We start from the raw sequence: 12,662 nt of genomic DNA, 5'->3' as shown, positions 1-12,662 counted from the left end.
GCACCATGAGCTCTCCCACCTCCCGCGTCGTCGCCGGGCGCGAGATCACCTTCCCGGTCCCCGTCGTGTCCGCCTCGGTCTCCGGCGCGGCGTTTCTCACCCGGGCAGCCGTCGTCCGCCGGCTCATCGCCGCCGGCCGCCAGTCCGCCGTCCTCGACACCGCGGGCGCCGAGCCGGTGGCACTGCCCGGCGGCCGGACCCCCGCGATCATGATCCACGTGCGCTACCACGACGTGCCGGGCAACGTCCTGGGTGCGTACCACGAGATGGGACTGGCCTTCCAGCTCAAGGTGCCGGGCCACGGGACCCTGGTGCACATCCACGAATTGCCCGTGGACCAGGACTTCACCCTCGCGGCGGGCAATGAGCTGTGGGGCTTTCCCAAGTGGAAGGGCGACATGGTCGGCACCGCCGGCGGGGCGCTCGACGATGCCCGCCTCGGGGCCGTCGGGTCGGCGGGCGCGGGCGGGGTCGATCTCAGGCTGGATACCCGCGTCGGTGTCCCGATCCCCGGCAGCCAATCACTCGCCATGAACTGCGTGCAGGTCCTCGACGGTCAGCCGGTGCGGGTCACGGCCGAGGCCACCGCCCGGGGTGGGCGGATGCGTCCGCTGAGCGGCGCTCGCGTGACGATCGCGACGGGCGCGGATGACCGCGACGCCGATGTCGCGCGGTTCGCCGAGGCGGTACGCGAACTCGGGCTGGACCGCGCCCGCGCCCTCGCCACCTTCTCCTACGACAGGTTCGAGGCCGAGTTCCAGGCGCCCGAACGGATCGGCTGACGCCGCCCGGGGGCGCCGCCCAGAGCGGCGTCGCCGAGCAGGATCGCGAACGCGGCGATTCCGCTCACGCCCTGCGCGTTGCCGATGAGCCACTGCAGCACGTGGGCGGCTGGGTCGACCGCGGTGAGCGCGTAGGCGTAGTGCGTGCCGATCAGGTGGGTGAGGACCAGGACCGCCACCGCGATCCGGACCGGTCTGCGCCGGGCGGTCAGTAGTAGCGGGATGGCGATGATCACGCCGGACCAGTGGTGGGTCACCGCCACCGGAGAGGCGATGAAGACCCCGAGGGCGACCAGGAGCAGGGCGTCGACGGGCCGGCTGTCCCGGGCCAGTCGCCAGGCTCCCCAGGTGGCTGCCGCGGCGACGAGCAGGAAGAAGCCGTAGACGGGCGGGTCGAGGTGCTCGGCGGGGATCCGGGCCCGGGCCAGCAGGCCGCTCAGGGCCTGGTTGGGGACGAAGTGCCGTGTGCCGCCCCGTTCGGTGAGGAAGAACTCGGCGGTCCAGAAATGCCAGGACTCGGCCGGGCGGATGAGGTGCCCGAGGCCGATCGTGGCCGCGACTGTCCCAACCGCCCGTGCCAGGGACGCCCAGTCTCTACGGACGAGGAACAGAACGCCGAACGCGGCCGGGGTGATCTTGATGCCGGCGGCCAGGCCGAGCAAGACGCCGCGGGCGCGGCGGGGAGTGAAGCCCAGGACGTCGGCGGTGACCATGAGGAACAGGAAGATGTTGATCTGGCCGAAGCCGATGTTCGCGCGGACCGGCTCGAACAGCAGCGCCACGCCGGTCAGTGCCAGGGCCAGGGTTCGTGCGCCCTGAAGCTGGAGCCGGGACGCGGCCATGGCCAGGATCGCCCAGACCGCGACCACCGTGGCGGCGGTCCAGGCGAGTTGGGCGACAGTGGCTCCGAGTGGCGCCAGCGGCAGGAAGACGACGGCGCCGAACGGCGGGTAGATGAACCTGAAGCCCGAGCGGGTGGGAAAGCCCTCGGAGTACAGGTCCGCCCCGGCCAGCAGGGCCCGTCCGGCGTCCTGGAACACCTGGAGGTCCAGCATGAACTCGGTCGCGGCTCGCACCATGACCGCGGTGATCACCGCCGCGGTCAGGATCAGACCTGCCAGGCGCAGCGCGCTCCCCGGCTTCGGGAGGGTGTGCATCGGGTAGCGCTCCTTTCGGTCCGGAACGGGGTGCGGTCGACCAGGATACGGTCTGGTCTGGTCTGGTCAGGCCGGGTCGGGTCAGGTCAGTGCCCCTCACCGAGGTTGCCGGAGAGCTTCTCCAGCCGCTCCTGGCTGGCCCCGTCGAGGCCGATGATCTCGACCGTCTTGCCCTTGGCCGCGTACTTGTGGCTGATCGCATCCAGGGTGGCCACGGTGGAGGCGTCCCAGATGTCGGCCTCGGTCAGGTCGATGACAACGTGCTGGGGATCGCCCGAGTAGTCGAACTGGTAGACCAGATCATTGCTGGAGGCCCAGAACAGTTCCCCGCGGACCCGGTAGGTACGGATGTCGATGGTGCCGTCGTGATTCACGTCGAGCTCCGAGACCTTCTCCAGGCTCGTCATGTGCGCGACCCGGCGGGCGAACATGACCATCGCGGTGAGGACGCCGAGGACGACGCCGATGGCCAGGTTGTGGGTGATCACGGTGGCGGCCACGGTGACGATCATGACGACCGTCTCGCTGAGCGGCATCAGACGCAGGGTGCGGGGATGGATGGAGTGCCAGTCCAGGGTGGCCACGGAGACCATGATCATCACCGCGACGAGAGCGGCCATGGGGATCAGGCCGACGATGTCGCCCAGTGCGACGACGAGGATGAGCAGGAAGACGCCCGCCAGGAGGGTCGACAGGCGGGTGCGGGCGCCCGACTGCTTGACGTTGATCATGGTCTGGCCGATCATCGCGCAACCGCCCATGCCGCCGAAGAAGCTGGTGACGATGTTGGCCACACCCTGGCCCCAGCCCTCGCGGGTCTTGTCGGTGCGCACCTCGGTGAGGTCGTCGACGAGTTTGGCGGTCATCAGGGACTCCATGAGCCCGACCAGGGCCATCGCCAGGGCGTAGGGGGCGATGATCTGGAGCGTCTCCATGGTCCACGGCACGTCGGGGATGAACAGCGACGGCAGCGAGTCGGGCAGTTCACCCTGGTCGCGCACGTTGGGCATGGTCCAGCCGAACAGCACCACGACGGCGGTGATCGCCACGATCGCGATCAGCGGTGCGGGAACCGCGGCCGAGAGCCGGGGGAAGAACACCATGATGCCGATGCCGGCCGTGACCATCGGGTAGACCAGCCAGGGCACCCCGAGCAGGTGCGGGATCTGCGCGGTGAAGATGAGGATCGCCAGGGCGTTGACGAACCCGACCATCACGCTGCGGGGGATGAAGCGCATGAGCCGGCCCACGCCGATCAGGCTGAGGACCACCTGGAAGATACCGGCCAGCAGCACTGTGGCGACGAGGTAGTCCATCCCGTAGTCACGCGCCACGGGGGCGATGACCAGAGCGATCGCGCCCGTGGCGGCGGAGATCATCGCCGGCCGCCCGCCGGTGAAGGCGATCGTCACGGCCATCGTGAACGAGGCGAACAGCCCCACCCGCGGGTCGACTCCGGCGAGGATCGAGAACGAGATGGCCTCGGGGATCAGCGCGAGGGCGACGACCAGTCCTGCCAGCACCTCGGTGCGCAGCCGCCGGGCCGAGGAAAGGGCGTACCTGAATGACGCGAGGACACCGACGGGCGCCAGACCGTCATCGTCGACGCCGGGAGCGGGAGCGGCCCCGGGCGTGGTCGCGGGAGCTGTCACGGAGAATTTTCCTCACCACGTAGGGGCATGACACACTCTCCCGTAGCGGGAGATTTTGAATGTACCGTAACGGTAGAGTTGGCCGAGCGCGAACCCGAGCCCATGAGTGTGAACAAGCCCACAAGGAGAACGATGTTGGACGACGCGGTGCGCAAGATCGGCGAGGTCGCCGAGATCACCGGTCTGTCGATCCGCACCCTCCGTCACTACGACGAGCTCGGCCTGGTGGTGCCCTCCGGTCACACCGCCGGTGGGTTCCGGCTCTACACCGATGCGGATGTCCAGCGACTGCTCCTGGTGCGGCGGATGAAGCCCCTGGGGTTCTCGTTGGAACGCATGAGGCAGTTCCTCCGGGCGACGGACGTCCTCTCGGCGGGCCGCGGTTCGGGTTCGGTGGAGCTCGACGACTGGCACGCGGCCCGGACGACGGTCGAGGAGATCCGCTCGGAGGCGGAGGCCCGCTATCGCGACCTGCAGACCCAGCTCGACTACGGCACGGAGTTTCTGCAGCTGGTCCGGAGATTCGACTAAGGCCTCCCGGCGCCCGTCGGCTCCAGTCGGGTCGCGACAGGCGCGGAAGGCGTACCGGCAGTCAGTCCGCGGCGGCCCGTCCCGCGGCGAGGGCCTGACGGGCGACCGGCTCGGCGGCGGCCCGATCGGTGGCCACCAGCCCGATGCGGCTGCGACGGTCGAGGACGTCGTCGACGGTCAGCGCCCCCTCGTGGGTGACCGCGTAGGAGAACTCGGCGCGGGTGACGTCGAGGCCCTCGGCCACCGCCTCCAGCGGCCGATCCAGCAGGCTGGCCGCCACCACGGTGCCGGCCTCCTGGCCGTAGCGCGCGACCAGGGAGGCGGGGAGGAGTCCGGCGGAGGTGGCCGCCACCGCGGCCACGGGATGCCCCGGCGCCCCGACGAGCGGGAGGTCGGCGGTCCGGCACGGACCGGCGGGGAGTCCTGCACGCCCCGCGACGAGGTCGACCACCTGCTCGGCCATGAGCCGGTACTCCGTGAGCTTGCCGCCGGTGATCGTGACGAGGCCGTTGTCCGAGGTGAGCAGGGCGTGATCGCGGGAGAGATCCGCCGTGTCGCCGTCGCCGGAGTCGACCAGGGGGCGCAGGCCCGCGAACGTCCCCAGCACGTCGTCGCGGGTCAGCCGCACCTCGAGCGCGCGGTTGACCACATCCAGCAGGAAGTCGATCTCCGCCTCGGTCGACTCCGGCACATCCGGCACCGGGCCGGGGGCGTCGACGTCGGTCAACCCCACGTGCAGGCGCCCGAACTCCGCCGGGATGGCAAAGCAGAAGCGGTTGGTCTCACCCGGCACCGGCACGGTGAGGGCGCCGACGGGATGGCCCAACGCGGCCGCGTCGAGGACCAGGTGGGTGCCACGCGAGGGGCGCACGCGCACCCCGGGGGTGGTCTGGCCGGCCCACACGCCGGTCGCCGACACGACGGCCCGCGCGGAGAGGGTGAACTCGTCGTCGTCGCCGCCACCCGCGACCCCCGCGCCGAGCTCGTCGCGGACGGTGACCCGCGCGCCGCTCGCCTCCAGCACCCGCGCCCGCGTGATCACCCGGGCCCCGTGCCCGGCCGCGGTGCGCGCGACGGCGGTGACCAGGCGGGCGTCGTCGACGAGCTGACAGTCCCAGTTGAGGTGGCCGAACCGCAGGCCGTCGCGGCGCACGCCCGGCACGTACTCGGCGACCCGGCGCGGGCCCAGCACCCGCGCGCCCGGCAGGCGGTCGGCGCGGGTCCCGGCGAGGCGCGAGAGCACGGTGCCGGCGACGAACCCGAGGCCCGGCAGCACGGCCCCCATCGGCGGGGTGTCGCGGTAGACGGGCACCACCTGCGCGAGCGGACGCACGAGGTGGGGGGCGGTGCGCTCGAGCATGATGCCGCGCTCGACGGCCGAGCGGCGTGCGATCGCGACGTTGCCGGTCGCCAGATAGCGCAGCCCGCCGTGAGCGAGCTTGGAGGACCATCGGCTGGTACCGAACGCCAGGTCGTGGGCCTCCAGCAACACGGTCTCGAGTCCGCGGGAGGCGGCGTCGAGCGCGATCCCCGCGCCCGTGATGCCGCCGCCGATCACGATGAGGTCCACGGGAGTGGAGCGGCCGCGCAGGTCGGCGAGCTCGCGCGCGCGTCGACCGGCGGACAGCGCGGTGGACGGGGCCGTCGCATCGGTGGGCCCGGGGCGCGCGGTGGGCCCGTGGTCCGCTTTCGCGTGCCCGGTCACAGGCCCAGGTACCCGGTCACGAGCAGGTGGAGCTCGGCGCGCCACGAGTCCGCGTCGAGCGGCGGGTCGGCCAGTGGAGCGGACAGCACGGCGCCCTGGACCGCGAGGTAGAGCATGGTGGCCATGCGGTCGGGGTCGCGGCCGGCGAGGCGGGCGTCGGCCGCGATGGCGCGGGCGAGGACGTCGCGGAGGAAATCGATGAGTCGGTGCTGGGACGTGCCGAGCCGGCGGAACACGTACTCGGCGAGCATGCCGCTCTCGTGTCGGCGCAGCGCGTCGAGCAGGGGGTCGGTGCGCACCTCGTCGGCCATCGCACACAGCAGGCGGGCCAACTCGTCGGCATCGTGGACCGCGCCTTCCAGCAGGTCCGGGCCGACGCGCTCGACCACGCCGGTGAGTTCGCGGGTGAGGAGATCGGCGACCAGTGCGCTGATGTCCGGCCAGTGCCGGTAGAGGGTGGTGCGTCCGACGCCGGATCGGCGCGAGACCTCGACCATCGTGGTGCGACTGGGGCCGATCTCGAGGATCGCGGCGCGGGCGGCGGTGAGTGCGCGGTCCCGGGTGGTGTGGCGCGAGGGGGCGGAGATGGTCACCGGGCCTCCTTCGCGGCGGGTCCCGCGGGGCGCGGGTCGGTGCCGGGACACCGGACGAAAACCCGTGAGCGGAACAGATCGTGCTCTAGTGTCCCAGTATGAGCGACGTGAACCCCGCTGACAAGCACCGATCCGGCCGCCTGCCGCTACCGCCGATGGACCTGTCCAGGTGGGGGACGGCCGCCGAGGCCACGGAGCTGAGCGAGAGCATCCGCGCCCTGCTGCGCGACGTGCTCGGCGTGACCGCGGAGACCGGGCGGACGTTCGACCCGTCCGCGGTGACCGCCTCGCCGTCGCGATTGACCGATGCCGATCTCGCCGCACTGGCCGACATCGTGGGCCCCGGCGACGTCTCGGTCGACGACGCGCAGCGCCTTCCGCGCGCCCGCGGCAAGTCGACGCCCGACCTGTTGGCGTGGCGGACGAGGCCGGCCGTGGACTGCCCCGATGCGGTGGTGGCCCCGGGGGACGACGACGAGGTGGCCGCCCTCCTGGACTGGTGCACCTCCGAGAAGGTCGCGGTCGTCCCCTTCGGCGGCGGCACTTCCGTCGTCGGCGGCCTGGACCCGGACTCCGGGACGAACAGGGCCGTGCTGAGCGTCGACCTGGCCCATTTCGACGGTCTCGAGTCCATCGACCCCGAGTCGGGGGAGGCGGTCCTCGGGGCGGGCGTCACGGGTCCGCGGGCCGAGGAACTGCTGGCTGAGCACGGTTTCTCGCTAGGGCACTTCCCGCAGTCCTTCCCCTACGCCACGCTGGGCGGTTGCGCCATGACCCGGTCCTCGGGACAGAGCTCCGCCGGGTACGGGCGCTTCGACGAGATGGTCAGCGGGCTGACGGTGGTCACTCCGGTCGGCGTGATCGAGGCGGGCCGGGCCCCGGCGTCGGCCGCGGGCCCGGACCTGCGGCAGTGGCTCCTGGGATCGGAGGGTGCGTTTGGCGTGTGCACCCGGGTGCGCGTGCGGATCCATCCGGTGCCGGAGGTGGTGCGGCACGAGGCGTTCCGCTTCCCCGACTTCGCCACCGGCGCCGCGGCGCTGCGCGCGGTCGAGCAGCAGGGGACGGGCCCGACGGTCATCCGCCTGTCCGACGAGACGGAGACGATGGTGAACCTCGCGACCGCGACCGACTCGATCGGCGAACGGGCCGGGGACGACGAGGACCGCTCCGGGGGGTGTCTGTGTCTCTGCCTGTTCGAGGGCACGGCTGCCCACGCCGGGTCCCGGCACACGGAGACGCGGGAGGTCCTGATCGCCCACGGCGGCACCTCGCTGGGCCCGGGGCCCGCGCAGTCGTGGGAGCACGGCCGCTTCGGGGCCCCGGTCCTGCGCGATGCGCTGCTGGACAACGGCGCGCTGGTGGAGACCCTGGAGACCGCCACCGACTGGTCCCGACTGCCAGCACTGCGGGCCGCGGTCACGGAGGCGTTGACCACCTCGCTCGAGGCCTCCGGAACGCCGGCGCTGGTCATGTGCCACATCAGCCACGTCTACCCGACGGGTGCGTCCCTCTACTTCACCGTGGTCGCCGGTCAGCGTGGGCAGGACCCCGTCGCCCAGTGGCTCGAGGCGAAGCGGGCGGCCTCCGAGGCGATCGTGGCGGCCGGCGGCACGATCACCCACCATCACGCGGTCGGGGTGGACCACCGCCCGTATCTGGAGTCGGAGATCGGCGAGGTCGGCCTGCGGATGCTGCGCGCGGTGAAGAACGCCGTCGACCCCCACGGCGTGTGCAACCCGGGCACACTCATCCCATGAGCGCGCAGTTGTCCGACCGCCGGATCGGCGCGGTCACGCTACTGGTCAACCCCGCCGCGGGCGGTGGGCGCGGGGAGAAGGTGGCGGACCGGGCCGCCGACCGGCTGCGTGCGCACGGACTCCAGGTCACGCGACTGGCCGGCGGCGGGGCGACCGAGTCTCTCGCGTTGGCGCGGCGGGCGGTCGCCGACGGGACCGACGCGCTGGTGGTGTGCGGCGGAGACGGGATGGTCTCGATCGCCGTGCAGGCGCAGGCCTTCACCGATGTGCCCGTGGGCATCATCCCGGCGGGCACCGGCAACGACCTGGTCCGCGAGTACGGCATCCCCCTGGGCGATCCCGAGGCCGCCGCGGACGTCGTCGCCGACGGCCGGGTCGAGACCGTCGACCTCGGCCGGGCCACCCCGGACGGCGGGGAACCAACGGTGTTCGCCTCGGTGCTGTGCGCCGGGTTGGACTCGAAGGTCAACCGGCGGGTCAACGAGATGGGACTCCTCCGCGGGCCCCTGCGCTACGTCCTCGCCTCGATCATCGAGTTCCCGACCTACCGTCCCCGGCGCTTCCGGATGGTCTTCGACGCCGGGCTGCCGAGCGAGGACACCGTCGAGACCGAGGTCCTGCTCAGCGCGTTCGCGATCACCCGCAGCTACGGCGGGGACATGAAGATCGCACCCGACGCGGATCGCGGCGACGGACTGTTCGACGTCTGCTACGTCGGGAAGATCTCCAAACTCCGCTTCATGCGGCACTTCCCCTCGATCTACTCCGGTGCCCACGTGGGTCTGCGCGGCGTGTCGACGAGGCGGTGCCGGACGGTCCGACTCGAGGCCGCGGACGTCGAGGCCTTCGCCGACGGGGACGCCATCGCGCCCCTTCCGGTGACCGTCGAGGTGCTCCCCGGAGCGGGTCGGTTCCTCGTACCCCGTGAGCCACTCCAGTCACACCAGCATCACTGATATCTGCTGGTCACAGCATTGACGCCGTCCCGCGCCCGTCCTGTTACCTCATCGGCCAATCGGTTCGCTTCAGGCGCACCGAGACGGCATGATCACCACCATGCGCACCAGTCCCATCGCGTCACTCGCGACGATCGCCGTCACCGCCGCCACCCTTCTGGGTGGGGCCGCGACCGCCTCTGCCCAGACGGCTGACCGGACCCTGCCGTCCTTCATCCCGCAGCACCTGATCCCGGCCCACCTGGTCCCCCAGGTGGACGGTCTAGTCTCCCAGGTGCGGGCCGCACTGCCTCCCGAGGCGTGGGCTGCGGTCGGCTCCAGCGAGATGGCCTACCAGGACATCACCGCCCTGGCCGTCGGCGGCGGGTTGCGCGAGGGCATCGTCCGCGAGATCGACTCGTACCGCGTCGGCCGCGCACTCGGGACGCTGGCGCCGAACCCGGAACTCGACCGTGAGGCCCAGGCCTGGGCCGACCGTCTCGCCGCCCGCGACGAGGTGGTCCACAACACCGCCCTGATCGGCCGTGGCTACGGGGAGAACATCGTCGCCGCCGGGACCCACTGCGGCGCGACCTGCCTCGTCGACCTGTGGAAGAACTCGCCCGGCCACAACGAGAACCTCCTCGATCCCGGTTACCGGTCCGCCGGGATGGGAATCGCCTATTCGAGCGGCGGGAAGGTATTCGTGGTACACAACTTCGCGTACTAGAAGCAGGACCACAAGTAGAAGTCCGACCACAAGTAGAAGCCCGACCACTAGTAGAAGCCCGACCACTAATAGAAGCAGCACTCTGACTGAACCACTCGATCCGGCGGCACCGGCGCCCGGGTAGAGCCGAGACGACGGGGGAGACCATGTCCGAACGGATACTGAGAGCACTGAGGCTCAAGACCGATCCGGGGGTGTTCTTCACGACCGTCGGGGTCATCGTCGCCTTCGTCGTGGTGACGTTCTTCGCCGGCGAATGGGTGGGCAGCGTATTCGGCACCGCGTCCGGCTGGATCATGACCAACCTCGGTTGGTTCTACATCTTCGGTGTCACCGCGTTCCTCGGCTTCCTCATCTGGATCGCGCTGAGCCGATTCGGCCACGTCCGTCTCGGCGGGGACGACGAGCTGCCCGAGCACTCCACACTCACCTGGTTCGGCATGCTGTTCGCGGCCGGGATCGGCACCATCCTCATGTTCTGGGGCGTGGCGGAGCCCATCTCGCACTTCGCGACCCCGCCGCGCGGGGGTGTCGAACCCGGCACCCGGGACGCGGCCACCGAGGCGATGGCGTTCACGCTGTACCACTTCGGCCTGCACACCTGGACGATCTTCGCGCTGCCCGCCCTGGCGTTCGCCTACTTCATCTACAAGCGCAAGATGCCACCGCGGGTGAGCTCGATCTTCGCGCCGCTGCTGGGCGACAAGATCTTCGGCCCGCTCGGCAAGACGATCGACATCGTGGCGCTCGTCGGCACCGTGTTCGGTGTGGCGACGTCGGTCGGCCTGGGCACGCTGCAGATCAACGCCGGCCTGGACGAGCTGTTCGGCATCGCCATGTCCCCGGTCGTCCAGGTCCTCGTCATCGTCGTGGTCACCACCATCGCGTGCATCTCCGTGGCCCTGGGCCTGGAGAAGGGCATCAAGCGGCTGTCCAACCTCAACATCGCGGTCGCGGTCGCGCTGCTGATCTTCGTCGTGGCGACCGGGCCCACCCTCTTCCTGCTCAAGGGCACCGTCGAGTCGCTGGGGATCTACCTGTCGACCCTGCCGGAGCTGGCGCTGTGGAACAACGTCTTTCCTGCCAACGACGACCTGGCCTCGTGGCAGAACACGTGGACCGTCTTCTACTGGGCGTGGACCATCACGTGGTCGCCGTTCGTGGGCATCTTCATCGCCCGGATCAGCCGCGGCCGCACGATCCGCCAGTTCGTCTTCGGCGTCCTCGCCCTGCCGGTGGGCTTCTCGGTGTTGTGGTTCGGCATCTTCGGCATGGCCTCGTTCCACATCGAACTCTTCGGTTCCGGCGGCCTCACCGAGGCGGTGGTCGACGACGGCGACATCCCGGGCGCGCTGTTCGCGTTCCTGTCGAACTACCCGCTGGCCACGCTGCTCTCCGGTATCGCGGTGCTGCTCGTCGTCGTCTTCTTCACCACGTCCGTCGACTCGGCGTCGATGGTCGTCGACATGATGGCCTCCGGCAAGGACGACGACTTCGAGCCCTCGCCGACCCATCAGCGCGTCATCTGGGGCGTGCTCATGGGAGCGGTCGGCGCGACGATCCTCGCCGGTACCGGCGAGGGTGGGCTCACCGCGCTGCAGGAGGTCATCACCGTCGTCGGACTGCCGTTCTTCATCATGGGCTTCGTCATGATGTACAGCCTGGTCCGCGGAATCAGCAACGACATGGGGGAGCGGCCCCCCACGGTCACCAGGCAGTGGCGCCGCGCCTACTCGGCCGAGGAGCTCGAGAAGCACGAGGAGGCGCCCTCGCCCGAGCCGGTGCACCCGCTGTACCACATCCCGGGGGACGGGGAGCAGGACGACGGTGCCCCCCTGTCGGCCGGCGACGACAAGGGGACGGCAACCGAGAAGGACTAGTGGCCGCGCACGTCGAGCATCGTCATGCCGGCGTGCATCTCCCACGCGAGGATCTCGGCGCCGTGGTCGCCGGCGGTGACACGCCGTCCCCCGGCGGCGGTCATCCGCGCGGCGTCGCCGGTGTCCATCGGGCCTTCGCCCTCCAGCGTCACCGAGCCCAGGGGCACGTAGAGGTGGAGGTGGGGCGCGTCGGGGAGGTGGACGGACCGGCCGGGTCCCAGCCGCGCTGCGTGCAGCGCGGACGTGCGGTCGCGGATCCGGATGGCGGCACGGTCCGAGTAGGTGGGTAGCCCTCCGGCGACGACGACGAGCTGGTTCTCCAGCTCCGCCGGTTCGATCTCGAGCTGTTCGTACCCGGGATCCCCGCCGGTCTCGTCCGGGACGACCCACATCTGGACGAGGTGGACCGGGTCGGCGGGAGCGGCCTCGGTGCGGACCGAGCCGTCACGCCAGGCGTCGTTGCGTTCGGAGTGCAGGATTCCCGTGCCGGCGCTCATCCGCTGCGCGAGTCCGGGGTAGATGATCCCGCTGTGTCCCTCGGAGTCCTGGTGCACGAGCGAGCCGGACAGGACCCAGGTGACGATCTCCATGTCCCGGTGGCCGTGCGTGTCGAATCCGGAGCCGGCGGCGATGCGGTCGTCGTTGTTCACCAGCAGGCGGCCGAAGTGCGTGTTCATCGGGTCCTGGTAGTTGCCGAACGAGAACGAGTGGCGGGAGTCCAACCACCCGCCGGCGTCGTGTGAGCGCGACCGGGACCGGTGGATACGGATGTCGGACATGGGCTCTGTGCCCCCTCCCCAGAGGTGGATGACGCATCAACTATAGCATCGGCCGGTGGCGGGATGACGCTCTCGCGCGTTCGGTGGCGGCGATGGAGGGGGCACCTTAGGGTCGGGTCGACCGCTCGGGCGATCGTTCAGAACAACTGTCCAGAAAGTTT

General features: G+C 70.8%; 11 protein-coding genes. 6 read left to right on the top strand and 5 right to left on the bottom strand.

Going from position 1 to position 12,662, the window contains the following annotated elements; translation table 11 throughout:
- Nucleotides 1-5 precede the first annotated feature (5 nt).
- Nucleotides 6-782, top strand: coding sequence for an acetoacetate decarboxylase family protein (locus VZF99_RS14845; RefSeq protein WP_407335206.1), 777 nt, complete (start codon nt 6-8; stop codon nt 780-782).
- On the opposite strand, the gene VZF99_RS14840 is transcribed toward VZF99_RS14845, so the two are convergent.
- A complete protein-coding gene (locus VZF99_RS14840; RefSeq protein ID WP_407335205.1) occupies nt 734-1,939 on the bottom strand; it encodes a glycosyltransferase 87 family protein in 1,206 nt (401 codons plus the stop codon). The genes VZF99_RS14845 and VZF99_RS14840 overlap by 49 nt on opposite strands.
- Nucleotides 1,940-2,025: 86 nt before the next feature.
- The gene (locus tag VZF99_RS14835) at nt 2,026-3,591 is read right to left on the bottom strand and encodes a SulP family inorganic anion transporter (protein ID WP_407335204.1); all 1,566 of its coding nucleotides are present in this window, start codon (nt 3,589-3,591) and stop codon (nt 2,026-2,028) included.
- A 132-nt stretch (nt 3,592-3,723) separates the two neighbouring features.
- Here VZF99_RS14835 and VZF99_RS14830 point away from each other — a divergent pair, with 132 nt between their 5' ends.
- Nucleotides 3,724-4,122 (top strand): MerR family transcriptional regulator, encoded by a 399-nt coding sequence (locus VZF99_RS14830; RefSeq protein WP_407335203.1) that lies wholly within the window; start codon nt 3,724-3,726, stop codon nt 4,120-4,122.
- 61 nt (nt 4,123-4,183) lie between these two features.
- Here the strand turns inward: VZF99_RS14830 and VZF99_RS14825 are convergent, their stop codons facing one another.
- Together VZF99_RS14825 and VZF99_RS14820 are read right to left on the bottom strand one after the other, a co-directional pair.
- Entirely contained in the window at nt 4,184-5,827 is a 1,644-nt protein-coding gene (locus VZF99_RS14825) for a glycerol-3-phosphate dehydrogenase/oxidase (RefSeq protein ID WP_407335202.1), read from the bottom strand.
- On the bottom strand, nt 5,824-6,420 hold the full coding sequence (locus tag VZF99_RS14820; RefSeq protein ID WP_407335201.1) for a TetR/AcrR family transcriptional regulator: 597 nt from the start codon (nt 6,418-6,420) through the stop codon (nt 5,824-5,826). Before VZF99_RS14820 ends, VZF99_RS14825 begins: the two co-directional genes overlap by 4 nt.
- A 155-nt stretch (nt 6,421-6,575) precedes the next feature.
- Between VZF99_RS14820 and VZF99_RS14815 the strand changes: the two genes are divergently transcribed.
- The 4 genes from VZF99_RS14815 (at nt 6,576) to VZF99_RS14800 (ending at nt 11,722) form a co-directional block, all read left to right on the top strand.
- Complete coding sequence (locus VZF99_RS14815; RefSeq protein WP_407336144.1) at nt 6,576-8,177, top strand: FAD-binding oxidoreductase; 1,602 nt, start codon at nt 6,576-6,578, stop codon at nt 8,175-8,177.
- Nucleotides 8,174-9,133 (top strand): diacylglycerol kinase, encoded by a 960-nt coding sequence (locus tag VZF99_RS14810; protein WP_407335200.1) that lies wholly within the window; start codon nt 8,174-8,176, stop codon nt 9,131-9,133. Before VZF99_RS14815 ends, VZF99_RS14810 begins: the two co-directional genes overlap by 4 nt.
- Before the next feature lie 100 nt (nt 9,134-9,233).
- Entirely contained in the window at nt 9,234-9,842 is a 609-nt protein-coding gene (locus tag VZF99_RS14805) for a CAP domain-containing protein (RefSeq protein WP_241742400.1), read from the top strand.
- Nucleotides 9,843-9,988: 146 nt separating this feature from the next.
- Nucleotides 9,989-11,722 (top strand): BCCT family transporter, encoded by a 1,734-nt coding sequence (locus tag VZF99_RS14800; RefSeq protein WP_407335199.1) that lies wholly within the window; start codon nt 9,989-9,991, stop codon nt 11,720-11,722.
- Here the strand turns inward: VZF99_RS14800 and VZF99_RS14795 are convergent.
- The gene (locus VZF99_RS14795; RefSeq protein WP_069388502.1) at nt 11,719-12,501 is read right to left on the bottom strand and encodes a pirin family protein; all 783 of its coding nucleotides are present in this window, start codon (nt 12,499-12,501) and stop codon (nt 11,719-11,721) included. The genes VZF99_RS14800 and VZF99_RS14795 overlap by 4 nt on opposite strands.
- Between the last annotated feature and the right edge of the window lie 161 nt (nt 12,502-12,662).

The organism is Dietzia kunjamensis, assembly GCF_045689975.1.
Lineage (GTDB): Bacteria > Actinomycetota > Actinomycetes > Mycobacteriales > Mycobacteriaceae > Dietzia > Dietzia kunjamensis.
The sequence above is the reverse complement of the archived record's forward strand: the minus strand, read 5'-3'. Positions and strand labels throughout refer to the sequence as shown.